Source organism: Roseovarius sp. ZX-A-9, assembly GCF_028369135.1.
Lineage (GTDB): Bacteria > Pseudomonadota > Alphaproteobacteria > Rhodobacterales > Rhodobacteraceae > Roseovarius.
Window position 1 is genome coordinate 42,935 of sequence record NZ_JAPWHW010000002.1, and the last position, 25,887, is coordinate 68,821.

Genomic DNA, 25,887 nt, shown 5'->3' on the forward strand with positions numbered 1-25,887 from the left:
TTGAAACAACAGGGGGAACTCTTATGAAATTCACCAGATTGCTGACCGGAGCCGTTCTGGCGCTGGGACTGGCGAGCACCGCCATTGCCGAGGAAAAAACCAAGGTCGGATTCGTCTTTGTCGGCCCCATCGGCGACGGAGGCTGGACCTACGAGCATAATCAGGCTCGCCTCGCCATCGAGAAGGAATTCGGTGACAAGGTCGAAACCGTCTATGTCGAAAGCGTCGCCGAAGGCCCCGACAGCGAACGCGTCATGACGCAGATGGCGCTGAAGGGCGCGGATCTGATCTTTACCACCTCGTTCGGCTACATGGACCCGACGATCAACGTCGCCAAGAAGTTCCCGGACGTGAAATTCGAACACGCGACCGGCTACAAGACCGCGCCGAACGTATCGACCTATTCGGCACGCTTTTACGAAGGCCGCGCGGTGCAGGGCCATATCGCGGGCAAGATGACGAAATCAAACATCGTCGGCTATATCGGATCGGTCCCGATCCCCGAGGTTATCCGCGGCATCAACTCGGCCTATATTCACGCCAAGAAGGTGAACCCGGATGTCGAGTTCAAGATCGTCTGGGTGTTTGAATGGTTCAACCCCGCCAAAGAAGCAGACGCGGCCAAGGTGCTGATCGAACAGGGCGCGGATGTGATCCTGCAACACACCGACAGTACCGCACCGCTTGCCGCTGCCGAAGAGGCAGGCAACGTGATCGGCTTTGGTCAGGCCTCCGACATGGCCGCCTACAAGGACGGCCCGCGTGTCAGCTCGATCATCGACAACTGGGGGCCCTACTATATCGCCCGCACCCGCGCCGTCATGGATGGCACCTGGGAGAGCGTTCCGACCTGGGACGGCATCGGCCCCGGCATGGTCGGCATCGGCGAGATCACCGACAGGGTGCCCGCAGATGTGAAGGCTGAGGCCATCGCACTCAAGGAGGCCATTGCCTCGGGCGAATACCACCCCTTCACCGGCCCGCTCAACAAGCAGGACGGCTCGGCATGGCTCGAAGACGGGGAGATCGCCGATGACGGCACGCTGCTCGGCATGAACTTCTACGTGGAAGGGATCGAAGGCACCATCCCACAATAAGCGCACCACTTGATGCCCGAAGGACCCCGCCCCGCGCGGGGTCTTTTTTTATCGCGCGAGCCAAAAACGCAACACGGCATCCGATCGCGATGGCATGGCCAAACCCGACCTTCCCGGCCCCTGCGAGCCAAAACATGCGGCATTGAGCCGAGAAATGCCGCTTTTCTCTGCCCGAGCCGAAGTTACGGCTTGCTATGTTTGTCAGGTGGTTTATCCGAACCCATAACGCGTTTCGCAATAATTCTGTTGCGCATCTTTTATTGCAAGAACTCAGCACTACATAAGAGTATCGTGTATATTGCGCGTTCACCAAGCGCCCCGGCCGGGCGCGAGGCACCATATAAACAATAATAAAGAAGCAGCATGACAGATAGTTTTGACGTCCAGGAAACACAGACGACCACACGCGCGCCGCGCGATTGGGTCAGGATCCTCGCGGCCTACCGGGAACCACGGCAGATCCAGAGCCTGTTCGAACTGAGCGTCAGCATCGTGCCATTCGTGCTGTTGTGGGCGCTGGCATGGTGGGCCTTGTCCTACAGCTATCTCCTGAGCTTTGCGCTGTCGGTTCTCAATGCAGGGTTCCTGCTGCGCCTCTTCGCGATCCAGCATGATTGCGGGCACGGCGCGTTTTTCAACAACAGGACGGTCAGCGACTGGCTGGGCCGGGCCATCGGCGTCTTCACCCTGACGCCTTATGACGTCTGGCGCCACACTCATTCGGTCCACCACAGCAGTTCGGGCAATCTGGGCAAGCGCGGCATGGGCGATGTCCATACGCTGACGGTCGATGAGTACGGCGAGATGAAGTGGTTCCAACGCCTGAAATACCGGCTCTATCGGCATCCGATCGTGCTATTTGGGCTTGGGCCCGGATATCTGTTCTTGCTGCAAAACCGTCTGCCCCTTGGGGTAATGGCGAATGCACGCTACTGGCTCAGCGCGATGGGGACCAACATGGCGATCATCGTCGCCTTGTCCGCGATCGTGTATTTCGGTGGTATCATGCCGGTGTTGCTGATTTTCCTGCCATCGACCCTGTTGGCGGCGACGGCTGGTGTCTGGCTGTTCTACGTACAGCACCAGTTCGAAACCACATATTGGGATGAAGAAGAAAGCTGGAAACTGCACGATGCAGCGCTGCATGGCAGCTCGCACTATGTGCTGCCCTCGGTGCTGAACTGGTTCAGTGCCAATATCGGCATTCACCATGTGCACCATCTTTACAGCCGCATCCCTTTCTACCGCTTGCCAGAGGTGCTGCGCGATCACGCCGAACTGGCCGATGGCAATCAACTGACTATACGTCAGAGCCTTGCCAGTGCGCGGCTGCACCTGTGGGACGAAAAGACCAAACGTCTGTTGTCCTTTGCGCAGGCCAGGATGGCGCGACGCGCCAACACCGCGACCTGATCGCCCGCCGGAGACTAGGAGATCGCCCGCGCAGCTGCTAAGTTGCGCGAGTGATCCGTAGTCCGGCGCAGAGATTCAGGACATGCCCAAACGCACCCAGTTGCCCGCCAGTGCATCCTTTGCCCAAACCACCGAGGATGGGCGCCTGTTTGCCCCGTCGGCAGACCGCAACGCGCAGGCCATTGCCAAGACCTTGACGCGCTACGCCCCACCCACAGGGCGCGCGTTGGAAATCGCCAGCGGCACCGGCCAGCACGCAGTGCATCTGGCCACCACCCTGCCCGGCCTCGACTGGTACCCCTCAGAAATCGACGCGGACCGGCTGGCCAGCATTGACGCCTACAGGCGCGCCGCCGCCCTGCCCAATCTGCATCCCCCGATGACGCTCGACGCCACGGCGCCGCGTTGGGCGGCAACATCGGAGCGCTTCGACCTGATTCTGCTGGTCAACCTGTTGCACCTGATTTCTCAGCCCGAAACACTGGTGCTGCTGTCACAGGCGCGCGCGGCGCTGTCCCCCGGCGGGCTGCTGGCGCTTTACGGGCCGTTCCTGCGCAGCGGCCGCGCCACCTCAGAAGGCGACGCTCGCTTTCACGCCAGCCTGCGCGCCAGTGATCCCGAGATCGGTTACAAGGATGCCGACGACATGCGCGGCTGGCTCACCGAGCGGCGGCTGGACATCGTGGCGGTCGAGGATATGCCCGCCAACAACCTCTTCTTCCTGGCCCGCGCCCCGGCCCTGACACGCCCGCCCGAAGAATGGTGCCAGTTTACCGCGTAACGCAATCTCAGGCGCTGTAGGTCACCTGCCCGCCGCAGATGGTCAGCAATGGCTTGGCCATGCCCAGCTCGCCCGGCGCCATCGCCTCGATATCGCGGTCCATCACCACCACATCGCCCAACTGCCCCGGCACCAACTGGCCCTTGCTGCCTTCGCTGAACTCCACCCAGGCGTTGTCCCGCGTATAGCTGGCCAGCGTATCCATCAGAGATTGCGGCCGCACATCCCAGGGCGCACCGGGGTCCACCGGTGCCACGGCGGCCTGAATGCTGGGCATCACGTCCACCGGCACCACCGGCCAGTCCGTCGAGAATGTCAGCGGCGCGCCGCTGTCGCGGATACGCTGCCAGGCAAAGGCGTACGGGTACTGGTCGTCATGCAGGATCGTGCCTTGCGGAATGGGCCCGAAATGCCCCCCCACCGCCGAGTGCAGCGGTTGCATCGACGCCACCGCCCCCAGCGCCGAAATGCGCGGGATATCCTCGGGCGTGATGACCTCGATATGCTCCAACCGGTGGCGACTGTCGCGCGCGCCATTGGCCTCGCGCGCCGCCTGGTAGCCGTCGAGCGTGCGGCGCACGGCCAGATCGCCGATGGCATGCACGCAGATCTGCAGACCCAACGCGTCAATCCGGCGGCAGGCCTCGTTGAAATGCTCTGGCTCGAATACCGCGTCGCCGGTCACATCCGGCGCATCCGGATAGCCCCGGATCATCAGTGCGGTGCGCGCGTCGATCACGCCGTCCATGAACATCTTGACCACACCCGACCAAATCCGATCGCCCGTGTATTTACGCTTCATCTCGGCCGCTTCTTCCAGCCGGTCCAGCGGGTCGAAATTCTTGAGGTGGAACGGCACCTGCATGCGCGCCGCCAGATCGCCCGCCGCGTCGATCTCGGTCAGCAGTTCCAGCTGGTAGAAATTGCCGTCCATGTTGTGCATCGTGGTCACGCCCTTGGACGCGGCATGCTTCAGGCCCCGAGTGATCAACGCGCGATCCGCGGCGCGCTCGGCCGCCGTGGCAGGCGGCTCGGGGTCGTTGCCGGTCACGTAGCCCAGCATGTCACGCCCGCCGGTCTTGCTCAGGTTGATGACCGGCCCGAACGCGCCCGTTTCCAGCAACAGCCCGGTCGCCTTGCCGTCCGAGCCCATGACGATGGTGCTGCCTTCGGCCACCTTGGCACCGTGCAACAGGCCCGCGCGCTCCAGCGCCTTCGTATTGGCCCAGACAGTGTGAATATCGGGTGCAAGCAGCGCCACGGGCCGATCGGCGAGGATCGCATCGAGGTCGTGCCGTGTCGGCTCTACCCCGTCCAAGATGCCATAGCTCGTGCCCATCCCAAGGATCAGCGGCTCTTGGGGATTTTCGGCTGCGTATTTGTTGATCGCTTCGCGCAATGCGGCCAAACCATAAACGCCGTCCAGCGACATGAATTCAAGCGACGCCGCCCCCTGGAACAGATGCACATGGCTGTCGATGAAACCCGGCAGAACCGTCGCGCCCCCCGCATCCACCACTTGCGTGCCCGGCCCGGCCAGCGCACGGATGTCGGCGGTGTCGCCCACCGCCTGTATCAGACCACCCGCGATGGCCACCGCCTCGGCCCGCGGGCTGCTGTCGTCCATCGTCAGAACCCTGCCGTTCAGAATCACCATATCGGCCTGTTGCGCCATCTTTCATTCCTCCGTCCGGGGCCAAACCCGCCCCTTCTCAATCCCGCATTGCAGGCTTAGACTGTGGCAGATCAGAAGCCCGGACAATACCCCCAGGGGCTTAGACCAATTCACCTAGACCACGTGCCGCTGGTTTGGCGCGAAACATAACAGTGGCACGAGACCTGCAATGACCGATCACCCCCGTGCATCCGCCCCTACCACCGAGGACATACTGGCTCGCGCCGTCGCCAGCATCGGGCGTGCCGATTTCGTGCTGCGCGCTCTCGAATACCTGAGTTGCGCTATGGCCTATCAGGGCTGTCTGCTGACCCGGCTGGACGGCACCCGCCCGCCGGAGCATGTCTATGACGACGTGCGTGCCGAGCGCCGCGCCGATGTCGTGGATCGCTATCTGGATGGTGCCTACATGCTCGATCCGTTCTATGTGGCCTACACCGAAACGCGCCCCTGCGACGCGCTTCGTCTGCGGGATGTGGCCCCGGACCGGTTTCAGCATTCAAGCTATTTCAACACCTATTACAGTTCGATCCGGCTGCGCGACGAGGCCGCAATTTTCGTTGACCTGCCGAACGGCCAGCATCTTTTCTATTCGGTCGGCCGGACCGAGGACAGCCCGCGCTTTTCCCAACGCGACATGGACCGCACCCGGCGTATCCTGCCGGTGTTTGCCGCCATCAACCGGCGCCATTTCACCGTCGGCCGCCCTGCCCCGGAACCAACCTCTGATCCCGCCATAGCCCAACAGGAGATCGAGACCGCAATGGCCCGGTTCGGTGCCGAAGAACTCACCGATCGCGAGCGCCAGATTGCGATCCTCATCCTCAAGGGGCATTCGTCGAAATCCATCGCACAGCGGATCGGCGTCAGCCCCGGCACCGTGAAGATCCATCGCCGGAATTTTTACCGAAAGCTGAATATTTCAGCACAGAGCGAGCTTTTCTCGATGTTTCTCGCCTCCCTGACCCGTCCAGCCTAGGGAATCCCCCTCTGCCTGTCTTGACTGCGGGAAAAGCGTCGCAAGGGCGTTTATCCCTGTAATTGCAGGTAGTTCATGCACAAGGCATCCCGCCCGGGCGCCCCTCCCTGACACACAATCGTCTGCTAGGTCGCGCCCTATCCCCGATGGGGTATTTACGCGACTCGCTGCTACGGCCTAGGCTGAGTGGCCTGCAGAGACCGGCCCGAGATCGGCCTGCAGCACTCAAACAGGGGGGCGCGCATGGCGCAAGATACGGCAGACATGTCGGGTAAATCGGCCAAGAACATGATTCTGGCCGAGGGCGTGACCAAGACATTCGGCGAAGGCGACTCGAAAGTGCACGCCCTTGATGATGTCTCGATCAGCATCCGCGAGAACGAATTCTTCACGCTGCTTGGCCCATCGGGCTGTGGCAAGACCACGCTCTTGCGGCTGATCGCGGGGTTTGAACTGCCGACCAAGGGCAACATCCTGCTGGATGGGCAAGAGATCGGACATCTGCCGCCTTACAAGCGCCCGGTGAACACCGTGTTCCAGAACTATGCCCTGTTTCCGCACATGACCGTGGCGCGCAATATCGGCTTCGGACTTGAAATGCAGGGCCGCTCCAAATCCGAGATCAAACAGGCCATCGAAAAGATGCTGGCGCTGGTGCAGATGGAGCATCTGGCGAACCGGCAGACCGACCAGCTCTCGGGCGGGCAGCAACAGCGCGTGGCACTGGCCCGTGCTCTGGCACCGCATCCCAAGGTGCTGCTGCTGGACGAGCCGCTCTCGGCGCTTGACCTCAAGCTGCGCAAGGAAATGCAGATAGAGCTGAAGCGGCTGCAAAGCGAAACCGGCATCACCTTCGTTTTCGTCACCCACGATCAGGAAGAGGCGCTGACCATGTCCGACCGCATCGCGGTCATGAAGGCAGGCCATATCCTTCAGGTCGGACGCCCCAAGCAGATCTACAATCAGCCGGCGCGCCGCTTCGTCGCCGATTTCATCGGCGATATCAATATCTTCGAGGTCGATCTTGACGAGGTCAGCGGCACAACGGGCCGCGTCACGTTGCCCGGCGGGGCCACCCTGCCTGCCGACCTGCCCGAAGCGGACGTGCCTGCAGGGGCGGTGTCGGTCGCGATCCGACCGGAAAACATGCGCCTGGCCGATGCCCGCGACAGCGCCGCCAAGCTGAAAGGCACCGTGACCAACGTGGTCTATTTCGGGGCCGGCAGTAACGTTCATGTCGCACTCAAAGGCGGCTCCGAAGTGATCGTACGCACCACCGGCGAGGTTCTCGATGACGGTCACGAGGTCGGGCTGATATTGCCCGACCGGGTTCAGGTGCTGGTAGATTGATGGGCGCGGTGCAACATAGCGGCGCCGATGCGCGTCTTGACGAGGCCAGACGCCGGGTCGAAGCGGACACCCGCCGCCGCCGCCGGCAACTGCTGGCGCCGACACTGATCGTGATTGGCGTCTTCGGGCTGTTTCCGCTGACCATTACGCTGATCTATTCGTTTCTCAGCCCCGGCGTCTATGGCGGGGTCACGTGGGAGTTTTCCACCGACGCCTATGTGCAATTCCTGTTCGAGCGGGACATCTTTGACGACACGCTCAGCTTCTCGGGGACGTATCTCAGCATCTATGGCCGCTCCATCGGGCTGGCCTTCGGGGCCACTGTCGGGGCGCTGCTGATCGGGTTTCCCACCGCGTATTTCATCGCCAGCAAACCACCGTCTCAGCGCAATTTCTGGCTCTTCCTGATCACCCTCCCGTTCTGGACGAACCTGTTGATCCGCACATATGCGGTGCTGCTGATCATCCGCGACGAAGGTATCGTCAATCTCAGCCTTCAGAGTATCGGCCTGATCGATCAGCCGCTGACGATCCTCTACACCGATTTCGCGGTGTTTCTCGGCCTGATCTACAGCTACTTGCCCTTCATGGTGCTGCCGCTTTACGCGTCACTGGAAAAACTGGACTTCCGCCTGGTCGAGGCCGCCTATGATCTTTACGCGACGCGCTTTCAGGTGCTGCGGCACGTGATCGTGCCGATGGCCAAGCCCGGCATCGTTGCCGGTTGCATCCTCGTCTTCATCCCCGGCCTCGGGGCCTATATCACGCCCGAATTGCTGGGCGGCGGCAAGGAGCTGATGATCGGCAACCTGATCGCACTGCAATTCGGTGGCTCGCGCAACTGGCCTTTCGGGTCAGCGGCGGCGCTCATCCTGATGGTGGTGGTGATGATGTCGCTCATCGTCTATGTCCGCTACGCTGGCAAGGAGGGCAACAGTCATGGCTGAACCTCGCCGCAAGATGAAGGACCTGCGCAAGCAGCCCGGCTTTGATTTCATGGCCTGGTTCTGCATCGTGTTCCTCTATGCCCCGATCGTCGTGCTGATCATCTTCTCGTTCAACGACAACCGGTCGGTTGTGCGCTGGACCGAATTCAGCCTGCGCTGGTATTACGCCGCCTTCGATAACGAAGGCATCCGCAACGCCACGATCGTATCGCTCAAGGTAGCGGCCGTCTCGACGCTGTTCGCAACGACATTTGCCACCATGGCGGCGCTGGCCACCACGCGCACGCCGCCCTTCCGTGGCCAGATGCTGAGCTATGCGATCATCAACCAGCCGCTGATGATCCCAGAGATCGTCACCGCCGTCGCCACCCTGTCGTTCTTCTCGATCATCAAGCAGCTGACCGGCGTCACCGGCATCGGCTACCTGATGCTGGCGCATACCGTGTTCTGCATACCCTTTGCCTACATGCCGATCCGGGCCCGGCTGGAGGATATGAACCTGACGCTGGAACAGGCGGCGGCAGACCTCTACGCGACACCGATCCAGGTGTTTCGCAAGGTCACCATGCCGTTGCTGGCCCCCGGCATCGTGGCGGGTGGCATGCTGGCCTTCGTGGTATCGCTCGACGATGTGATCATCACCCTGATGGTCGCTGGCCCCGGTGAAACGACCCTGCCCGTCTACATCCTGGGCCAGATCCGCCGTGGCATCACGCCCGAGATCAACGCCGTCTCGACACTGCTCCTGCTGCTGTCGATCGTGCTGGTCTCGGCGTTCTTCACTCTCGGAAACAAAAAGAAATAACCAACAGACGATAATCAACAGGAGGTACTTCGATGACACTCAAACGTTCCATACCCGCGCTGGTCGCGGCGAGCTTCATGCTCGCGACGCCGGCCCTCGCCGAGGGCGAGCTCAACATCTACAACTGGGGCAACTACACCAGCCCCGAGCTGATCGAAAAGTTCGAGGAAAAATACGATATCGAAGTCAATCTCGATGGCTACGATTCCAACGAGACGATGCTGGCCAAGGTCCGCGAAGGCAACACTGGTTATGACATCGTGGTGCCCGGCGATTCGACCGTGAAGATCATGATCGAGCAAGGCATGCTGGCAGAGATCAAGCCGAACGAGATGGAAAACTTCGGCAACATGGACCCCAAGTGGGTTGATGTCTGGTGGGATCCGGGCCGCAACTACTCGGTGCCATGGCAGTGGGGTACAACTTCCTTCACCGTCGACACCGAAGTTTTTGGCGGCGATATCAACACGCTCGCCCTGATGTTCGATCCGCCAGAAGAGCTGAAAGGCCGGATCAACATGCTCAACGATATGCATGACGTGATCAATGCCGGCCTGCGCTACAAGGGCTATGATCGCTGCAACTCCAACACCGACGAGTTGCGCGACGTTACCGAGCTGCTGATCAACGCCAAGCAGTACTGGCGCACGATGGACTATTCCACGATCGAAAAGCTGACATCGAACGACGTCGATCTCAGCCAGAACTGGAACGGTGCCGCCATGCGCGCCCGCGCCCAACGCCCGACGCTGCAATATGCCTATCCGGTCGAAGGCTTCACCGGCTGGATGGACAACGTCGCGGTTCTGAAGGACGCGCCGAACATGGAGAACGCGAAACTCTTCGTGAACTTCATCATGGAGCCCGAGAACGCCGCGCTGATCTCGAACTTTGCGCGCTATGCAAATGGTATCAAGGGCTCCGAGGCGTTCATGGACGAAGAGATGCTGAGCGCACCTGAGATCGTCATGCCAGCGGACGCGCCCACGCCCGACTTCGTCAAGCCCTGCTCGCAGGAAGTGACGGACATGTACAACAAGATCTGGACCAAGCTGAAGCAATAACCTTCAGCCAAGGGCGGGGCAGCGATCTGCCCCGCCCGCTTTCCGATTGAACCGAGGAATTTTCCCGATGCCCACATCCCCCCTTGCAGCGACGCAGCAAAACCCGCGTACGGCACGAGATCTGGGCATCATGCGCGGGTTTCCCCCGCCGCCCGAAAAACGCCCGACGCTGGAAAACTGGGACTTGCCCCCGTTCAACCGCTGGTCATTCCAGAACATGCGCAGCCTGTTTCCCACCGCCGACGTGTGGCGCGGCACAGCGCCTATGCGCCCATTCCACAGCGATCTGCAAGAGCTGGACGCGGTCACTTTCACCGCGCGCGACGGCAGCACCAAATCGGTCAAGGACTGGCTGACCAGCAGCTACACCGACGGGTTTCTGGTGATGCACCGGGGCCATGTAATTACCGAAAGCTATTTCAACGACATGCGCAGGCAAACGCCGCACCTGTCGCAATCCGTCGGAAAATCCATCGTCGGCGCGCTGGTCGGCGTATTGCACGGCGAAGGCAAGGTGGCGCTGGATGTGCCGCTCGCGGATATCGTGCCCGAACTGGCGCATTGCGGCTATGCCGCGGCGACGCTGGATCAGGTACTCGATATGCGCTCGGGCGTGCGCTTTGTCGAAGATTACGGCACACCGGGCTCTGACATGACCCGCATCGACATCGCCAGCGGCTGGCGCCCCCCCGCCTATGGCGAGGCGATCCCGACCATCCGCGACGTGATCCTGACATTGCCGCAGGAACGCCCCCATGGCGAGGCGTTCAAGTACCGCTCGATCGAAACCGACCTTTTGGCCTGGGTGCTGGAACGGGCCAGCGGCCAATCGCTTTCAGCGCTGCTGTCGGACCGGATCTGGTCGCGACTGGGCTGCGAACGTGACGGGTTCTTTACCGTCGATGGCGCTGCCACGGCGCTCGCGGATGGCGGGTTCAACGCGACGCTGCGCGACTATGCGCGCTTTGGCCTGATGATGCTGAATGGTGGCCGCGTGGGCGATGCGCAGGTCGTGCCCGAATCTTGGGTCACAGGCAGCCGCACGGGCGATCCCAGCGTCTTTGGCGATCCCTACACGATCAGCTCACCCAAGGGCGCCTATAGCCGTCAGTGGTGGATCCATGACGCCGAGCGCGGCGACTTCATGGCACGCGGCGTTTTCGGCCAACTGATCTACCTCGATCCCGAGACGGATTTCATGGCCGTCAAACTCTCCAGCTGGCCGGATTACCTGATCGAGAGCTTCACCATAGACATGCTTGCCGCCGTTACCGCGATCCGCGACGCTGTTTCCGCGTGATCACCCTGTAACAGTGACCCGGTGAGCCGCGACAGAGACGCGGGCTGCACCGCGCGCATCTCAGGCAGACGCGTGCTCGTGGCAGATCTTTTCGATCTCCGGCGGGGCCAGCAGAATGCTCAATAGCTTGCAATACCCGCCCGATCCGCGCGCGTCGAAATGGCGGCAAGTCCGGCAAATCCCGAACGGCTGAAACCCGTTGCGGCGCGCAGCAGCCTCCAGAACGCGGGCCAGAACATCGTGTAATTCGGCAAGCTCGTCCTGTGGGATTTCGCCAAGCGCACCCAGCAGGCGTGACTGCTCAAGAAGCGCCGCCTGCCCCGCCTCTGACAGATCGTAGCGGATCGACCGCCGGTCACTGTCAGAGCGTTCTTCCGTCACATAGCCCTTGCGCAGCAATGCCTTGAGCGTTTGTGACGCGGTGCCGCGCGTCGACCCCAGATACCCCGCCACATGCGATGGCGCACGCGACAGATTATTGGCGCGCGACAGGTAATCCAGTGCGTTTCGCTGTGCGGGGTTCAGGTCGCCCGTCCAGCCATCGGCCGCGTCCAATCGCGCCAACCGCGCGATCAGGGCGCGTATCTGATCCATTTCGTTCATACGCCTTTGTAGCGAGTCGAAATTATCATTGCAATAGTTTCGACTCGCTACTACCAATCACCTCATCAACCAATGGGAGACGAAACAATGATGAAACATCTTGCACTCGGCGCGCTCTGCATCGCCGGAACCGCCGCGCTCGCCGACGGGGATCATGCCCATCAGGGCGCGGTGATCACGGGTGAAACGGCCGGAACTGTCGCGGCCTTTGACATCCTGAAGGCGCATGTGCACCGCGAGGGGCGCGTGATCACCTTTCACATGACGGCAAATGGCGCCGCCGGAACGGCCATGCCGGATGCCACGGGCGATTTTGCAGGCTCCGCCATCTGGGCCTATGTCTGGCCCACCACCCTTGATCCTGAAACCGTCGGCTTCGAAAGTGGCACCGGCATTCTGGCGCTTGCAGCGACCAACCATCCCGATTTCGACGACACACCGCTTTATGATGAGAATGTCGACGGCGATACCGGAAACGATGGTGCGCATTGGCACAGCCATTGGCTGGTTTTGGTGGCAAACGACGATTGCGGTCCCGGCGCGCTCTCGGTGCGCGATATCCCGGCTGGCGAAACACCAAAGATGCCGGCAACCTGGCCCGGCGTGCCGATGTTCCTCGACAGCCCGGGATATACGCCGACATTCGACGGCCCGCAGATCACGATCAATGTGGCATTGGCGGCAGCAGAGGCAGATCTGATTGACACCGCGTCCTATGACGGCGTCACGGCGGCCTTGCGCATCAACGCCGACCTGCACGCCCCGTTGGCCTGTGTCACGGATGTCTTCGACGTCGCATCAGGGGATCTGTCTCTGCCCGGCCGGGTCGACTGAAAACTCTCACTGCGCGTTTCGCGAAATGCCAGATGCACTGGGCTTCGCGAAACGCAAGACTACCTGTGGTAGCGTGCCGTTTCAGACAATTGCGCCAACCACCAACGACAGGAGAGAAAAATGAACACCGCACCCGACCTGATCGTATCGCAATGGTTCAACTCTGACGCTGCCTTGTCACTCGATGATCTGCGCGGCAAAGTGGTGGTGATCGAAGCGTTCCAGATGCTCTGCCCGGGCTGCATTCTGCACGGCATACCGCTGGCGCAGTCAGTACAGTGCGCCTTCCCGCCAGAAAAGCTCGCCGTAATCGGCCTGCACGCGGTGTTCGAGCATCATTCTGCAATGACCCCTACCTCGTTGCAGGCGTTCTTGCATGAATTCCGCGTAACCTTCCCCGTGGGTGTCGACACGGCGGGACCGGACGCCATTCCGTTGACCATGGCAGCCTACGGGCTTCGCGGAACACCCAGCCTGCTACTGATCGACCAGAACGGAAACCTGCGGGCACACCACTTTGGCCAGGTATCAGAGCTTCTTCTCGGCTCTCAGATCGGGGCGCTGCTGGCGGGGACCGAAACCCCGCGAACCTGATCGGGGTTTCGCCCGGAGCCGCACCGGGTATTCCAGCGCTTGCGAAATCTGGCCATAGCACCTGCATCATCTAGAAGACGCCGAAATCTTCCGTCCGGTTTTCAGTACAAAACATGTTTGAATTAGACCGGCGCATTCCCATTCATTTCAATTCGCCCCCAAGCATGGACATTTCCCGAAAGCGTCGATTATCTGGGCGGGCGAAGCGGCATTTTGCGTTTGCAAGACTCATGTGCCGCGGAACTTTTCCATTTCGGGAGTATGAAACATGGATCGTCGTAGTTTTATTCGTAAAGCAGGTATTGCCGGTGCGGGTGCCGCCGCCACGGCTCTGGCCTCACCGGCCATTGCCCAGGGCAACATCACCTGGCGCATGGTCACCACATGGCCAAAGAATTTCCCCGGCCTTGGCGTCGGCGCGCAGCGTCTGGCGGATCGTATCACGGCAGCCTCGGGCGGCCGCCTGACCGTTCAGGTCTACTCGGCAGGCGAGCTGGTGCCGCCGCTGCAATCGCTGGATGCCGTGATTGATGGCACCGCGGAAATGAGCCACGGGGCGGCTTACTATTGGCAGAACAAATCCCCTGCCCTGTCGTTCTTTACCGGCGTGCCTTATGGCATGACCACGCCCGAGCTGACCGCATGGGTCCGCTTCCTCGGCGGTCAGGAAATCTGGGACGAAATCTATGACCAGTTCGGCGTGCAGGGCTTCTTGTCGGGCAACACCGGCACCCAGGCCGGTGGCTGGTTCCGCGACGAACTCAACAGCGTCGAGGACGTCAAGGGCGTTCGTTTCCGCACGCCCGGCCTGGGTGGTCAGGTCTGGGAGAAACTGGGCGCTACGGTCACCAACATGGCGGCTGGCGAAATTTTCCAGGCGCTGCAATCGGGCACCCTCGACGCCGCCGAATTCGTCGGCCCCTACAACGATCTGGCGCTCGGGTTCTACCAGGTCGCCAAGAACTACTACATGCCGTCCTTCGTGGAATCGGGTCTGGCGACCGAACTTGTCGTGGACAAGAAGAAGTATCAGGAACTGCCTGACGATCTTCAGGCAATCATCCGCGATGTGAGCCAGGCGGAATACGATCAGGTTTCGGCCGATTTCATCGCCAATGACCCGCGTGCGCTGAAAACGCTGGTCGAAGATCATGGCGTGATTGTCCGCAACTTCCCCGAAGACATCATGGAAGCGGGCGCCAAGGCCTCGGTCGAGCTGGTAGAGGAACTGCGCAACAGCGACGATCCGCTGGTCAAGAAGACCACCGAAAGCTTCATCGAGGCGCTGAACCTAGTGCGGGCCCGTACCGAAAAGATCGACTCGCCCTATGTCGCGGCGCGCGCAAAGTACCTCAAGTACTGATAACCGCCCCCATGCGAAACCAAAGGCCCGGCAGATTTTACCGGGCCTTTTTGCGTTCTACCCGGCCACCATCCGCGGCAACCAGGTAACGATCTGGGGAAACGCGAACAGCACCGCAATCGCGATGATCTGCAACACGACAAAAGGCAGAATACCCCGGTAGATCGCACTTGTCGGCAATTCGGCGGGAGCCACCCCGCGCAGGTAGAACAGCGCGAAACCGAAGGGCGGAGTCAGGAACGAGGTCTGCAGGTTCACCCCCACCAGAACCCCCAGCCAGACCGGATCGACATCCAGTGCCAGCAACACCGGCGCGGTAATCGGGATCACGATGAAGATGATTTCGAACGTGTCCAGAATAAACCCCAGGAAGAACATGATCATCATCACAACCGCGACCGCCGCCAGCGTTCCGCCGGGCAGGTTGCTGAGAAATTCATGCACCAGATTGTCACCGCCCATCATCCGGAACACCACCGAGAACACCGATGCGCCCAACAGGATGACAAACACCATGCTGGTGATCGTCGCCGTGGCGATCACCGTTTCGCTGAGGATCAAAAAGGACAGGCGCCAACGCAGCGCCGCCAGGATCATCGCGCCCACCGCCCCCACAGAGGCGGCCTCGGTCGGTGTCGCAATCCCGCCAAGGATCGACCCCAGCACCGCGAGGATCAGCAGCAGCGGCGGGATCAGCGCGACGAACACCTCGCGCACAAGGGTGCTCTTGTCTTCCGCCGAAACCGGCGTTGCTGGGCAGGATGCGGGATCGGTCACCGCCTTGAACAGAACCCAGAACAAATAGAGCGAGACCAGCAACAGACCGGGCAGCAAGGCACCGGCAAAGAGGTCGCCCACCGAAACCGGCGTCGGCGCGAAATTGCCCTTGGCCATCTGCACCTGGCTGTTGATGCCCGACAGCATGTCGCCCATGAAGATCAGCACCGTCGATGGCGGAATAATCTGCCCCAGCGTACCGCTGGCGCAGATCACTCCAGTCGCCAGCTTCGGATCATAACCTGCGCGCAGCATCGCCGGCAGTGAGATCAGCCCCATCGTCACCACGGTCGCGCCGACCACGCCGGTCGAGGCGGCCAGCATCGCGCCAACCAGAACCACCGAGATACCCAGCCCGCCGCGCATATTTCCGAACAGCTTGCCCATGGTCAGCAACAGTTGCTCGGCAATCTGGCTGCGTTCCAGCATCACCCCCATGAAGATGAACAGCGGCACGGCGACCAGCACCTCGTTGGTCATGAAACCGATATAGCGGTTGGGCAGCGACCCGAAATTCGACGGATCGAACACCCCAAAGGCCATCCCGACACCGCCGAACAGCAGCGACACACCGGCCAGCGTGAACGCGACCGGAAAGCCGATCAGCAGGAAGCCGATCACGCCAAAGAACATCAGAGCGGCGAGCAGTTCGCCAATCAGTACCGGTTCCATCAGGCGGCTCCCTTGGGCGGTTCAGAGCGAATTTTATCCGGGCTGTAGCGCATCGGTTCGGGGACCAGATGCGCATTGCCCGACAGCACGAGGATCGAACGGATCGCCATGGCCAGTCCCTGAAGTGCAATGAGAACGGCAAACGCGATGACGAAACTCTTCAGAATGAAAAGCCCCGGCATTCCACCAACATTCGCCGAGCCTTCGTGATAGCGCCACGCGCGCTGCACGAAAGGCATGGAATATGCGAAAACCACCCAGGTAAACGGCAGCAGGAAGAAAATCACCCCGATCAGATCGGCCAATGCGCGGGTCCGCAGCCGTGCCGGGCGATAGAAGATATCCACCCGGACATGATCGTCACGCAACAGCGCAAAACCCGCCACGGCGGTGAACATCGCACCATTCAACCAGATGTAGAGGTCCTGCATCCACAGATAGCTGACCGAAAAAAGGTATCGTTGAACGACCACGGTAAAACACACCGCGACAATGCCCAGAGAAAGCCAGGCGAATGTTCTGCCGACAACAAGGTTAACGGTGCATATGGATGCGGCAATTCGTGCAAGAAAACGCAACGTCCCGCTCCCTTTCTGATCGTTTCGATTGGTATCTCAGCAAGTCAATCAAAGTGCAGCGCAAAGATGTCAAGATTTAATGCGTTTTGCGTTTCTGCTGTTCCCGGAAAATGCAAAGCGAATCAATGGGTCAGTATCTGGCTCAGAAACTGCTGGGTCCGGTCAACACGCGGGTTGTCAAAGAAGGCATCAGGCGTGTTTTGCTCCACGATTTCACCGCCATCCATGAAGATCACCCTGTCGGCCACGGAGCGGGCAAAGGACATCTCGTGGGTGACGCAGAGCATCGTCATGCCAGTATTTGCCAGCTCGATCATTACGTCCAGCACCTCCTTGATCATCTCGGGGTCCAAGGCTGACGTGGGTTCGTCAAACAACATGATCGAGGGGTTCATGCACAGCGATCTGGCGATTGCGACCCGCTGTTGCTGGCCACCGGAAAGCTGACCGGGATACTTGTCCTTCTGCTCAGAAATTCCGACCCGCTCAAGGTAGCGCAATGCTGTTTTTTCGGCCTCGGCGCGGGGCATGTTGCGCGCCCAGATCGGGGCAAAGCACAGGTTGTCGAGAATGGTCATGTGCGGAAACAGGTTGAACTGCTGAAACACCATGCCGACCTCGCGCCGGACCTGAGTGATGTTCTTGCTGTTTTCATTCAGCAAGGTGCCGTTGACCTTGATGATCCCTTCCTGGTGCTCTTCCAGATGGTTGATGCAACGGATCAGTGTGGACTTCCCCGAACCAGAGGGACCGCAGATAACGATGCGCTCGCCTTTGGTGACGCTCAGATCAATGTTCTTGAGAACGTGGAAATCGGAATACCACTTGTTGACGCCCTTCATCTCGATGACGATCTCGTCCTCAGAGCCAATCTGGCTTTCGATTGTGTCGGTCATGATCGTCTCCGCAAGTTCTGTGTTAACGTTTTTGCGCGGACGGGCCGCGCCGTTCCAGCTCGCGCCCATAAAGGCTGAGGCTATAGCAGATCAACCAGTAGACGAAGGCGGCAAAGACATAGGCCTCTGCCTGAAAGCCCAGCCAGGTGGTATCAAGCGAGGCGTTCTTGATCATGCCGAGGAAATCCAGCAGCCCGACGATGATCACCAGCGACGTATCCTTGAACAGCGCAATGCAACGCCCGACCAGAGGGGGCAGAACGTGGCGCAACGCCTGAGGCACGACGATAAAGGCAATCGTGCGCGCCCGGCTCACTCCCAGCGCCAGCGCAGCCTCGGTCTGGCCCGCCGGAATGGCCTGAAGACCACCGCGTACCACCTCTGCCATGTAGGCGGCTGAAAACAGGATCATGGCGATCTGGATGCGCAGCAGATTATTGATCACCAGATCGGGGGGCAGGAACAGCGGCATCATCACCGAGGCCATGAACAGGATCGTGATCAACGGCACACCGCGCAACAGTTCGATGAACGCCACACAAAGCGATTTCACCACGGGCGGTCCATAATACCGACCAAGCGCCAGAAGCACCCCCAAAGGGATAGAGACGATCACTCCGACCAGCGCCAGCATGATGCTGAGCATCAACCCGCCCCAGAGCGATTGATCCACTTCGCGCATCCCGAACGCGCCACCGATCATGAACAGCGCAAAGACCGGCAGGATCGCCCAAGCCACGATCAGAACAATCCCACGCACCCGGTTCGTGTAGGTCAGCGCCGCAAGCACGATCAACGCAATCGCGCAGACTGCGGGACGCCAACCCAGTTCCTGCGGATAAACACCCATCATAAGAACATTAAACTTGTCCACGATGAACGGCCAGCAGGCCCCGCCCGCCTGCCGGCAGTTGTCGGCATCACCGAAAAAGGTGGCGCGGACAAACATCCAATCCACCAGCCCTGGCAGCGTAAGCGCCAGGATCGCCAGCAGGATCAACGTGACAACAGTGTCCTTCCAGCCCCCGAACAGGTTCGCGCGCAACCAAGCCCGTGGTCCGACCCGGTTGGATGGGGCCGGTCGTGCGGGCGCTGGTTGGAAAATTATGGTGTTGTCGTCCATCCGGCTACCTTTCGACATGCAGAACGCGGGCGTTCAGATAGTTCATGCCAAGCGAAATGATGAGGTTGATTGTCAGATAGACCGCCATCCACATCCCGATGATCTCGACTGCCTGCCCATTCTGCCCGATGATCGTCCCGCCGATAGAAACCATGTCGGGATAGCCGATCGCCACCGCCAGAGAGCTATTTTTCACGAGGCTAGCGTAATCATTCGTCGTGGCCGGAATCGTGACCCGCAACGCCTGTGGCAACAGCACCTTGCGCGTGACCACCGCGTTCGAGACCCCCAGCGCGTTGGCCGCTTCGATCTGGCCGGCCTGAACCGACTGGATGCCGCTGCGGACATTCTCGCCGATATAGGCGGCCGTATAGAGCACCAACCCGATCAGCAGCGATGCAAATTCGGGCTTCATCGCAAGCCCGCCCTTGAAGTTGAAACCTGCATAGACCGGCAGTTCGCTACTGATTGGGCGCCCGGTTGCCAGGTAGGCAATACCCGTCAGGATCACGAATATCCCCAAGCCGCCCCAGAACCCCGGCATCGGCCTGCCGGTGCGCATCTTGTAGGTCACTGCCCACCGCCAGAACCCCAGGCCCAGAGCCAAGGCAGCCAGTGCGGCGGTCAGGAAAATCGAAAACCCTGCTTCGGCCATCGGGCGCGGCAGGTAAAAGCCGCGTTTGGAAAGGTAGACCCCTTCCACCAGCTCGATCGCGGCGCGCGGATGCGGCAACGCCGCAAGCACGACGGAATAGATAAAGAACAGCGTCAGAAGCAGCGGCAGATTTCGCAGCGTTTCCACGTAGATCGCGGCAACCTTGGCCAGCAGCCAATTATGCGAAACCCGGGCGATCCCGACGAAAACGCCCAGAATGGTAGCGAATACCACCGCCAGAAACGAAACGAAAAGCGTATTCAGTATCCCCACCAGAAAGGCGTAGCCATAACTGCGCGTGGGATTGTACGCGATCAGGCTGTCACCGATCGGCAGGCCCGCTTCATGGTCCAGAAACTCAAATCCGCTTTCGATCCCGCGCAGCGCAAGGTTTTCCTGCGTATTGGTGAACAGCACGTAAACGATGCCGAGAACGACAGTAAGAACAACTGCCTGAGACAGTGCAGACCCAATGTTCTGCACCGAAAAGCCAGGTTTCGCCGTTCTTTTGGTGAAGGACATTTTCGCTTCCACTATGACGTCATTTTGGTGCGGTTGGCTGTTACGCCAACCGCTTTTTCAGGCAAATCGCCGGGTAGGTTCAGCGGATCGGCATCGCGTAGAGGATACCGCCGTCTTTCCATTGCGCATTCAGGCCGCGCTCCAGCCCGAGTGTCTCGGTGAGGTTGCGCTCATAGATTTCGCCGTAATTGCCGACGGCGCTGATCGCATCCAGCATCCAGGTGCTGCTCAGCCCGATGAAACCGCCGGTATCGCCGGAACTGCCCAGCATGCGCTGCACGCTCGGGTCGGCGGAATTCGCAGCCATATCGGCAACATTGGCTTGAGTCACGCCAAGCTCTTCTGCCGTGATGATCCCGTACACCACCCAAGTGACGATGTCTTTCCACTGGTTGTCGCCATGAGCGACCAGCGGCGCCAGAGGCTCTTTCGAGATGACTTCGGGCAGAATCTTGTGCGCGCTTGGGTCGGCAAAGCTGGTGCGGAACGCCGCCAGCTGGCTCATATCCGTGGTCAGCGCGTCACAGCGTCCCAAGGCGTAGGCATCGACGGCCTCGCGCTTGCCTTCAAACACGACAGGCTCAAGCGACAGATTGTTGGCGCGGCCGAAATCGGCCAGGTTCAGCTCGGTCGTGGTGCCGGTGGTGACGCAGACCGTTGCACCGTCCATTTCCTTGGCGCTGTTGATCCCCGCCTCGGCGCTGACCATGAAGCCTTGCCCGTCATAATAGACCACTGCCGTGAAATCGACGCCCTCGGCGCTGTCACGCTTCATAGTCCATGTGGTGGTGCGCGATGTCATGTCGACCTGACCGCTGGAAACGGCCAGAACCTTTTGCTTGGATGCCAGCGGGACATAGCGAACCGCATTTGCATCCCCCAGAACCGCCGCCGCGACAGCGCGGCAGAAATCGGCATCAAGGCCGACCCAGACGCCATCGGAATTCGGGTTTGAAAACCCCGGCACGCCTTCGCTGACACCGCAGGCCAATTCTCCGGCTTCGCGAACCTTTTCCAGCGTCCCCGCGGAAACGGCGCCCGCAGCGACCATGGCTGTCGCGGCGATCGTTCCCAGTTTCATAATCTTGTGCATATCACTCTCCCTTTTGGCATTTCGCAGTCAACCGGCCAAAGAAATGCTCCTCTGGCGCATGACACGCATCGCAAAACTCACTATTTCTTGAGCGCATCACATTGTCAAAGAAGATACGCAAGGTGGCGCCGCAAATATGCCCGCCAATTGCCGGAAAAATCTAAGAAATCTTCCCTCCGTAGAGCGAGGCAATCGTTCGTTGCATTAAACATGCTGAAATCAATCTGAACGATCCCTCATGAAGGTCTGGGCCCTCCACTCCCAGCCTTGAGTGGACAATTGCCCATTTTCGGAACTGGCAAACCTGCCGAAACCAAGACATCCTGCACATATCTGACATTGGGCAAGGCGCTGATATGGTATCTTATTTTGTTGTTATCGGGCCTGATGCGGGCGCGCACAAATTCATTGCTTCGCTAAGCGCGCTGCCTAAGGTGCAACCCGGCACAGCGCATGTGATCGACGCGGATGCCGCTTGGCTGGTCCAGTGCCATGATCCGCAGAACACCCTGAGCCGGGATGTGATCCAGCACATGGCCGACACGTCCGGCGTGGATGTCTACGCCTCTGACGCCGCGCCGGCCAAACGAAAGTTGCTCGTCGCGGACATGGAGGCGACGATCATCCTGAACGAGATGCTCGACGTGCTGGCGGCAGAGCGGGGCATCGGCGAAGAGATCGCGGAGATCACCGCGCGGACCATGGCCGGAGAGCTTGATTTCGAGCAGTCGCTGGTCGAGCGCACAAGACGGTTCGCGGGCACGCCCGAGGCGCTGCTCAGGGACCTATGCCGACACATCCAACTTGCTCCCGGCGCACGCGCGCTGGTCCAGACCATGCGCGCATCTGGTGCGGTCACGGTTCTTGCAACGGGCGGCTATGATGTGTTTGCTGAAGTCGTGGCTAGAACCTGTGGATTTGAAAAGATTTTTTCCAATCATCCCATCCTGCGCGACGGCGTGATGACCGGAGAGTTGCGCCCCCCGATCGGCACCGCCCAAACCAAGCAGAACGTGCTGTTGGAATGCTGTGCGACGCTGGGCATCGACCCGCAGATGGCCTGCTGCATCGGCGATGGTGCCAATGATGCGGCGATGTTGCGCGCCTGCGGCCTGCCCGCCAGTTACCGGGGAAAACCCGTCATTCGCGGCCTGGTTGGTCTGGATATTCGGCACGGCGACCTGACAGCCCTGCTCTACGCCCAAGGCTTCACCCGGTCGGAGATGGTCGGGCTTTGATCACGCCGCGCGCGCCTTGCGCGAACGCCCTGCCCCTAGCTCGCGGCTAGCGCCATCCCTGCCGCCGCCTGCACCGGGTCTATCACCGCGATGCCCAACGCGCTTTCCAGTGCCGCGCGGCGCGGCGCAAACCCGGCACAACCCAGAACCAGCGCCCCTGCACCCCGCTCTTTCAACATCTGCCCCAGCGCCATCGTGTCGGCGAACACCTGATCCGAGTGCCCCACCGACGCCGCCGAGGCATTGTTCAGCGGCAGTTCCGCCACCATGCGCGCCTCGACCCCCATCTGCCGGATGCGCAAGCGGTGCCGTGCCACTGCCACCGGGCCAAGTGCGATGATGCCGAACAGGTCGGCCCGCGCAAGCGCCGCCAGAATGCCGCATTCCTGCATCCCGAACACCGGCTGCGTCACCAGCGAGCGGGTCAGTTCCACCCCCGGATCGGAAAAGCAAGCTGATACGAAAGCCGAACAATCGGGCCGCGATTGCGCGATCTGCGCCAGCCGCAACCCCGAGCGCGCCACATCCTCTGCCGTGGCGATGGTGGCCGGGCTTTCGGGGATGTCGATCACCTCGAATTCCGGGCCATTCGCGGGGCGCATCGCGTCCAGAACGGTGCGGATGCCATCCGTCACCAGCGTTGACGAGTTGGGATTGATGAACAGTATCGGGCCGGTCATGACGTCGCTCCCGCTTCATCGCTGTGCATCAGCGCGGTTTCCTTGGTGCCCAGCCCCGAGCGCCCGCGCATGTCCACCCGTTCGCGGGCGATGAACCGTCCCTGCCCCTCTGCCCCGCGCAACTGGCCATGCTCGACAATCACCTGCCCGCGCGTCATCACGATTTCGGGCACGCCGGTCAGCTCCATCCCCTCGAACGGGGTGTAATCCATGTTGTCATGCTGATCCGCAAGGGTCACGCGGCGCGTCACCTCGGGGTTCCAGATCGCAATGTCTGCATCCAGCCCAGGGGCAATCCGCCCCTTTTGCGTCACGCCGAAAATCCGCGCGGCATTTGTCGCGCTCAATGCCACGAATTGTTCGGGCGTGATGCGGCCTCGGACCACCCCTTCGGAAAACAGGAACGGCAGGCGCGCGGCAATTCCCGGCATCCCGTTGGCGATCTTGGGGTATGGCGCATCGGCACCGTTCATCAATTTGCCCGTCTCATCATAGCGGTAAGGTGCGTGATCGGAACTCACGCTGTCAAATGTGCCAGTGCGCACATGCCGCCATAAGACCTCTTGCGTAGCCGCGTCGCGCACCGGGGGTGAGCACATGAATTTCGCCCCTTCCATGCCGGGACGGTCCAGATCATCGCGCGTCAGCGCCAGGTATTGCGGACAGGTTTCCGCAAAGACCGGCGCGCCCTGCGCGCGGGCACGCTGCACCCGTTCCGCGCCCCCCGCCGTGGAGACATGCACCACGAAGAGCGGCGCATCGGCCAGTTGCGCCAGCATGATCGCGCGGTTGATCGCCTCTTCCTCGGCCAGTTCTGGGCGCGAAATGGCGTGATATTTCGGCGTTGTCATGCCCCGCGCAGCCAACTGGCGGTTCATCCAACCCACCATGTCGTTGTTTTCGGCGTGCACCATGGTCAGCGCCCCATGCGCGCGCGCCACGCTGAGAATGTCCAGCATCCCGCCATCGCCGATATTCAGCAGATCATAGGTCATGAACACCTTGAGCGAGGTGATCCCGCGCGCAAAGGCACGCGGCAACTGATCCTCCAGCACCTCGGCGCTCGGGTCCGAAACGATCAGATGAAAGGAATAGTCGATCACCGACGGTGCTGCGCGGCTGTCATAGGTGGCGATCACGTCGTCGATGGATTGGCCGCGATGCTGCGCGGCAAAGGGAATGAAGGATGAGTTGCCGCCGAACGCCGCCGAAATCGACCCCGACAGGTAATCATCCGCGGTCATGATACCCGACGCGCTCTCTTGCGCGATATGGGCATGCGCCTCGATCCCGCCCGGCATGACTAGACGATTGCCCGCGTCAATGCGGCGCGTCCCGCCGCTCAGATGCTCGGCGATGGCGGTGATGCGGCCCTCATTGATACCGATATCGCCTTTGAACATGCCGGATGCGCCCACTATCGTGCCGTCGTGGATCACCGTGTCGAATGTCATGTCAGGGTCTTCCCTTGCAGTTTGCGCGGCTGCATTCAGTCGCGGTTTTTCAACTCTTTGGCATCCTGATGCGCATACCAGCGCATCAGCATCCCGGCACCCCATTTCGAGAACGGCTTGAATGGGACGGGTTTGAACGGCAAGGCGTCAAAGGCGGTCTCGGACCCCGGCTGCCCCAGAATCCGGCGCGCCAGTTTCGTGCCGAAATAGATGCTGCGCGTCACACCAGAGCCGCAATACCCCCCCGCCAGCCAAACGCCATCCTCGCGCCCCAGATGCGGGCAGTGATCAGGTGTATAGGCCACATTGCCCGACCAGACATGCGAGAACGGGGCGTTCTCCAGTTGCGGAAACACCCGCAACACCGACCGGCGGATCGCGGCGCGGCGTTTTTCCACCGCCGTGCCCTGCCCGCCAAAGCGCCCGCCAAAGATGAACGAGCGCCCATCCGGCGTCGGGCGGTACCACATGAACACGCGCGCGGATTCGGCGTGCATGCGGGCCTTGGGTGTCAGATCAGCCATCAATTCGGGCGACAACGGCCCAACCGCCGCCGCACCGGTGCGGATCGGCACCACCCGGCGGTTCAGCGGCTGACTGTGGCGGTCGGCATAGCCGTTGGTGGCCATCACCACCTCGCCCGCGACAACGGAGCCAAGGGCGGTGTTCAGCGTCACGTCATTGCCATCCCGGCGCAGGCCCGTGACAGCGCAAGGCGCATGGAACTCCACCCCGGCCTCTGCCGCGCGGGTTGCCAGCGCAACCAGCAGCTTGCGCGGATGCACGCCACCGTCACGGTGATAGACCACGCCGCCTCGATAAAAATCGCTGCCGATCTCACTGCGCTGCTCGGATTGCGGCACCATATCGCTGGGCAGCCCGATCTTGGTGCGCAACCAGTCGCTTTCGCGGGCTGACGCCTCGTAATGCGCGGCGGTACGCAGGCCTTTGAAACGTCCGCGGATTTGCAGGTCGCCATCCAGATCCTCTTCGGCGACCATCGCCTGCAGATGCTCCAACGCCAGCAGGCCCTCGTTCAGGATCGCAACGGCCTGATCCTCACCGTAATGCGCCACCAGCCCGGAAATCCCCAGCTTGTGCAACCCCGGCCCCACCATCCCGCCATTGCGCGACGAGGCGCCATGTCCCAGCGCCACGGCGTCGAACACCGCAACGCTGCGCCCGGCCCGCGCCAGATAGAGCGCAGTGGTGATCCCGGTATAACCGGCACCGACGATGGCGAAATCCACCCGTTTCGGCAGCCCTGTCGCGACGGGCGGCAACGCGGCATCGCAAGTGTCCAGCCAGTAAATACGCTCGCCCTGTTCGGCCATGCTTTCAATCCCTTCGCCATCCGGGGCGCAGTTTACCTGCCTGCGCCGGATCGCATGAAC

General features: G+C 61.1%; 24 protein-coding genes. 13 read left to right on the forward strand and 11 right to left on the reverse strand.

Translation table 11 applies throughout. The annotated features are described in order from the left end of the window. Window positions 1–23 precede the first annotated feature (23 nt). From O3306_RS02640 to O3306_RS02650, 3 genes are all read left to right on the forward strand, one after another. Window positions 24–1,097, forward strand: coding sequence for a BMP family ABC transporter substrate-binding protein (locus tag O3306_RS02640; RefSeq protein ID WP_272002929.1), 1,074 nt, complete (start codon window positions 24–26; stop codon window positions 1,095–1,097). Window positions 1,098–1,460: 363 nt separating this feature from the next. Continuing rightward, entirely contained in the window at window positions 1,461–2,510 is a 1,050-nt protein-coding gene (locus tag O3306_RS02645; protein WP_272002932.1) for a fatty acid desaturase, read from the forward strand. A gap of 82 nt (window positions 2,511–2,592) precedes the next feature. Next, a complete protein-coding gene (locus O3306_RS02650) occupies window positions 2,593–3,291 on the forward strand; it encodes a DUF938 domain-containing protein (RefSeq protein ID WP_272002935.1) in 699 nt (232 codons plus the stop codon). A gap of 7 nt (window positions 3,292–3,298) precedes the next feature. Here O3306_RS02650 and O3306_RS02655 read toward each other — a convergent pair whose 3' ends face one another. Then, a complete protein-coding gene (locus O3306_RS02655; RefSeq protein WP_272002938.1) occupies window positions 3,299–4,966 on the reverse strand; it encodes an amidohydrolase in 1,668 nt (555 codons plus the stop codon). Between the two features lie 169 nt (window positions 4,967–5,135). Between O3306_RS02655 and O3306_RS02660 the strand changes: the two genes are divergently transcribed. The 6 genes from O3306_RS02660 to O3306_RS02685 all read left to right on the forward strand — a co-directional run bounded on the left by O3306_RS02660 (window position 5,136) and on the right by O3306_RS02685 (window position 11,411). Beyond that, complete coding sequence (locus O3306_RS02660; RefSeq protein WP_272002941.1) at window positions 5,136–5,945, forward strand: helix-turn-helix transcriptional regulator; 810 nt, start codon at window positions 5,136–5,138, stop codon at window positions 5,943–5,945. Between the two features lie 243 nt (window positions 5,946–6,188). Further along, window positions 6,189–7,295 carry an ABC transporter ATP-binding protein gene (locus O3306_RS02665; protein ID WP_442969966.1) on the forward strand — a complete coding sequence of 369 codons (1,107 nt, stop codon included), beginning with the start codon at window positions 6,189–6,191 and terminating at the stop codon, window positions 7,293–7,295. Then, entirely contained in the window at window positions 7,295–8,242 is a 948-nt protein-coding gene (locus O3306_RS02670) for an ABC transporter permease (protein WP_272002943.1), read from the forward strand. The genes O3306_RS02665 and O3306_RS02670 overlap by 1 nt, the downstream gene beginning before the upstream one ends. Continuing rightward, window positions 8,235–9,047 (forward strand): ABC transporter permease, encoded by an 813-nt coding sequence (locus O3306_RS02675; RefSeq protein WP_272002945.1) that lies wholly within the window; start codon window positions 8,235–8,237, stop codon window positions 9,045–9,047. Before O3306_RS02670 ends, O3306_RS02675 begins: the two co-directional genes overlap by 8 nt. Window positions 9,048–9,079: 32 nt before the next feature. Beyond that, window positions 9,080–10,111, forward strand: a complete 1,032-nt coding sequence (locus O3306_RS02680) for an extracellular solute-binding protein (RefSeq protein WP_272002949.1) — start codon at window positions 9,080–9,082, stop codon at window positions 10,109–10,111. Between the two features lie 67 nt (window positions 10,112–10,178). Continuing rightward, window positions 10,179–11,411 (forward strand): serine hydrolase domain-containing protein, encoded by a 1,233-nt coding sequence (locus O3306_RS02685; protein WP_272002951.1) that lies wholly within the window; start codon window positions 10,179–10,181, stop codon window positions 11,409–11,411. A 60-nt stretch (window positions 11,412–11,471) separates the two neighbouring features. On the opposite strand, the gene O3306_RS02690 is transcribed toward O3306_RS02685, so the two are convergent. Beyond that, a complete protein-coding gene (locus O3306_RS02690; protein ID WP_272002954.1) occupies window positions 11,472–12,014 on the reverse strand; it encodes a MarR family winged helix-turn-helix transcriptional regulator in 543 nt (180 codons plus the stop codon). A gap of 87 nt (window positions 12,015–12,101) precedes the next feature. On the opposite strand from O3306_RS02690, the gene O3306_RS02695 reads away from it, so the two are divergent. The 3 genes from O3306_RS02695 to O3306_RS02705 all read left to right on the forward strand — a co-directional run bounded on the left by O3306_RS02695 (window position 12,102) and on the right by O3306_RS02705 (window position 14,805). After that, window positions 12,102–12,848: a hypothetical protein gene (locus O3306_RS02695; protein WP_272002957.1), complete on the forward strand. Its 747-nt coding sequence runs from the start codon at window positions 12,102–12,104 to the stop codon at window positions 12,846–12,848. Window positions 12,849–12,968: 120 nt separating this feature from the next. After that, entirely contained in the window at window positions 12,969–13,442 is a 474-nt protein-coding gene (locus tag O3306_RS02700; protein WP_272002960.1) for a redoxin domain-containing protein, read from the forward strand. 268 nt (window positions 13,443–13,710) lie between these two features. Beyond that, window positions 13,711–14,805, forward strand: a complete 1,095-nt coding sequence (locus O3306_RS02705) for a TRAP transporter substrate-binding protein (protein ID WP_272002963.1) — start codon at window positions 13,711–13,713, stop codon at window positions 14,803–14,805. 57 nt (window positions 14,806–14,862) lie between these two features. Here O3306_RS02705 and O3306_RS02710 read toward each other — a convergent pair whose 3' ends face one another. From O3306_RS02710 to O3306_RS02735, 6 genes are all read right to left on the reverse strand, one after another. Further along, window positions 14,863–16,254, reverse strand: coding sequence for a TRAP transporter large permease (locus O3306_RS02710; protein ID WP_272002967.1), 1,392 nt, complete (start codon window positions 16,252–16,254; stop codon window positions 14,863–14,865). Beyond that, the gene (locus O3306_RS02715) at window positions 16,254–16,832 is read right to left on the reverse strand and encodes a TRAP transporter small permease subunit (protein WP_272002970.1); all 579 of its coding nucleotides are present in this window, start codon (window positions 16,830–16,832) and stop codon (window positions 16,254–16,256) included. The genes O3306_RS02710 and O3306_RS02715 overlap by 1 nt, the downstream gene beginning before the upstream one ends. 122 nt (window positions 16,833–16,954) lie before the next feature. Further along, window positions 16,955–17,728, reverse strand: a complete 774-nt coding sequence (locus tag O3306_RS02720) for an amino acid ABC transporter ATP-binding protein (RefSeq protein ID WP_272002973.1) — start codon at window positions 17,726–17,728, stop codon at window positions 16,955–16,957. 22 nt (window positions 17,729–17,750) lie between these two features. Then, complete coding sequence (locus O3306_RS02725; protein WP_272002975.1) at window positions 17,751–18,851, reverse strand: amino acid ABC transporter permease; 1,101 nt, start codon at window positions 18,849–18,851, stop codon at window positions 17,751–17,753. A 4-nt stretch (window positions 18,852–18,855) separates the two neighbouring features. After that, complete coding sequence (locus O3306_RS02730) at window positions 18,856–20,028, reverse strand: amino acid ABC transporter permease (protein WP_272002977.1); 1,173 nt, start codon at window positions 20,026–20,028, stop codon at window positions 18,856–18,858. 79 nt (window positions 20,029–20,107) lie between these two features. Further along, the gene (locus O3306_RS02735) at window positions 20,108–21,121 is read right to left on the reverse strand and encodes an amino acid ABC transporter substrate-binding protein (protein WP_272002980.1); all 1,014 of its coding nucleotides are present in this window, start codon (window positions 21,119–21,121) and stop codon (window positions 20,108–20,110) included. Window positions 21,122–21,477: 356 nt separating this feature from the next. Between O3306_RS02735 and serB the strand changes: the two genes are divergently transcribed. Continuing rightward, window positions 21,478–22,359 (forward strand): phosphoserine phosphatase SerB, encoded by an 882-nt coding sequence (gene serB, locus O3306_RS02740; protein WP_272002983.1) that lies wholly within the window; start codon window positions 21,478–21,480, stop codon window positions 22,357–22,359. Between the two features lie 35 nt (window positions 22,360–22,394). On the opposite strand, the gene O3306_RS02745 is transcribed toward serB, so the two are convergent. From O3306_RS02745 to O3306_RS02755, 3 genes are read right to left on the reverse strand one after another with little or no spacing between them, the layout of a single operon-like run. After that, entirely contained in the window at window positions 22,395–23,039 is a 645-nt protein-coding gene (locus O3306_RS02745; protein WP_272002986.1) for an aspartate/glutamate racemase family protein, read from the reverse strand. Next, on the reverse strand, window positions 23,036–24,598 hold the full coding sequence (gene hydA / locus O3306_RS02750; RefSeq protein ID WP_272002989.1) for a dihydropyrimidinase: 1,563 nt from the start codon (window positions 24,596–24,598) through the stop codon (window positions 23,036–23,038). Before hydA ends, O3306_RS02745 begins: the two co-directional genes overlap by 4 nt. Continuing rightward, entirely contained in the window at window positions 24,529–25,827 is a 1,299-nt protein-coding gene (locus O3306_RS02755) for an NAD(P)/FAD-dependent oxidoreductase (protein WP_272002991.1), read from the reverse strand. Before O3306_RS02755 ends, hydA begins: the two co-directional genes overlap by 70 nt. Between the last annotated feature and the right edge of the window lie 60 nt (window positions 25,828–25,887).

What these genes read in the sequence shown, in the direction of transcription:
- O3306_RS02640 (WP_272002929.1), top strand. Translation starts at nt 24, where the DNA reads ATGAAATTCACCAGATTGCTGACCGGAGCCGTTCTGGCGCTGGGACTG.
- O3306_RS02645 (WP_272002932.1), top strand. Translation starts at nt 1,461, where the DNA reads ATGACAGATAGTTTTGACGTCCAGGAAACACAGACGACCACACGCGCG.
- O3306_RS02650 (WP_272002935.1), top strand. Translation starts at nt 2,593, where the DNA reads ATGCCCAAACGCACCCAGTTGCCCGCCAGTGCATCCTTTGCCCAAACC.
- O3306_RS02655 (WP_272002938.1), bottom strand. Translation starts at nt 4,966, where the DNA reads ATGGCGCAACAGGCCGATATGGTGATTCTGAACGGCAGGGTTCTGACG.
- O3306_RS02660 (WP_272002941.1), top strand. Translation starts at nt 5,136, where the DNA reads ATGACCGATCACCCCCGTGCATCCGCCCCTACCACCGAGGACATACTG.
- O3306_RS02665 (WP_442969966.1), top strand. Translation starts at nt 6,189, where the DNA reads ATGGCGCAAGATACGGCAGACATGTCGGGTAAATCGGCCAAGAACATG.
- O3306_RS02670 (WP_272002943.1), top strand. Translation starts at nt 7,295, where the DNA reads ATGGGCGCGGTGCAACATAGCGGCGCCGATGCGCGTCTTGACGAGGCC.
- O3306_RS02675 (WP_272002945.1), top strand. Translation starts at nt 8,235, where the DNA reads ATGGCTGAACCTCGCCGCAAGATGAAGGACCTGCGCAAGCAGCCCGGC.
- O3306_RS02680 (WP_272002949.1), top strand. Translation starts at nt 9,080, where the DNA reads ATGACACTCAAACGTTCCATACCCGCGCTGGTCGCGGCGAGCTTCATG.
- O3306_RS02685 (WP_272002951.1), top strand. Translation starts at nt 10,179, where the DNA reads ATGCCCACATCCCCCCTTGCAGCGACGCAGCAAAACCCGCGTACGGCA.
- O3306_RS02690 (WP_272002954.1), bottom strand. Translation starts at nt 12,014, where the DNA reads ATGAACGAAATGGATCAGATACGCGCCCTGATCGCGCGGTTGGCGCGA.
- O3306_RS02695 (WP_272002957.1), top strand. Translation starts at nt 12,102, where the DNA reads ATGATGAAACATCTTGCACTCGGCGCGCTCTGCATCGCCGGAACCGCC.
- O3306_RS02700 (WP_272002960.1), top strand. Translation starts at nt 12,969, where the DNA reads ATGAACACCGCACCCGACCTGATCGTATCGCAATGGTTCAACTCTGAC.
- O3306_RS02705 (WP_272002963.1), top strand. Translation starts at nt 13,711, where the DNA reads ATGGATCGTCGTAGTTTTATTCGTAAAGCAGGTATTGCCGGTGCGGGT.
- O3306_RS02710 (WP_272002967.1), bottom strand. Translation starts at nt 16,254, where the DNA reads ATGGAACCGGTACTGATTGGCGAACTGCTCGCCGCTCTGATGTTCTTT.
- O3306_RS02720 (WP_272002973.1), bottom strand. Translation starts at nt 17,728, where the DNA reads ATGACCGACACAATCGAAAGCCAGATTGGCTCTGAGGACGAGATCGTC.
- O3306_RS02725 (WP_272002975.1), bottom strand. Translation starts at nt 18,851, where the DNA reads ATGGACGACAACACCATAATTTTCCAACCAGCGCCCGCACGACCGGCC.
- O3306_RS02730 (WP_272002977.1), bottom strand. Translation starts at nt 20,028, where the DNA reads ATGTCCTTCACCAAAAGAACGGCGAAACCTGGCTTTTCGGTGCAGAAC.
- O3306_RS02735 (WP_272002980.1), bottom strand. Translation starts at nt 21,121, where the DNA reads ATGCACAAGATTATGAAACTGGGAACGATCGCCGCGACAGCCATGGTC.
- serB (WP_272002983.1), top strand. Translation starts at nt 21,478, where the DNA reads ATGGTATCTTATTTTGTTGTTATCGGGCCTGATGCGGGCGCGCACAAA.
- O3306_RS02745 (WP_272002986.1), bottom strand. Translation starts at nt 23,039, where the DNA reads ATGACCGGCCCGATACTGTTCATCAATCCCAACTCGTCAACGCTGGTG.
- hydA (WP_272002989.1), bottom strand. Translation starts at nt 24,598, where the DNA reads ATGGGGTGCCGGGATGCTGATGCGCTGGTATGCGCATCAGGATGCCAA.
- O3306_RS02755 (WP_272002991.1), bottom strand. Translation starts at nt 25,827, where the DNA reads ATGGCCGAACAGGGCGAGCGTATTTACTGGCTGGACACTTGCGATGCC.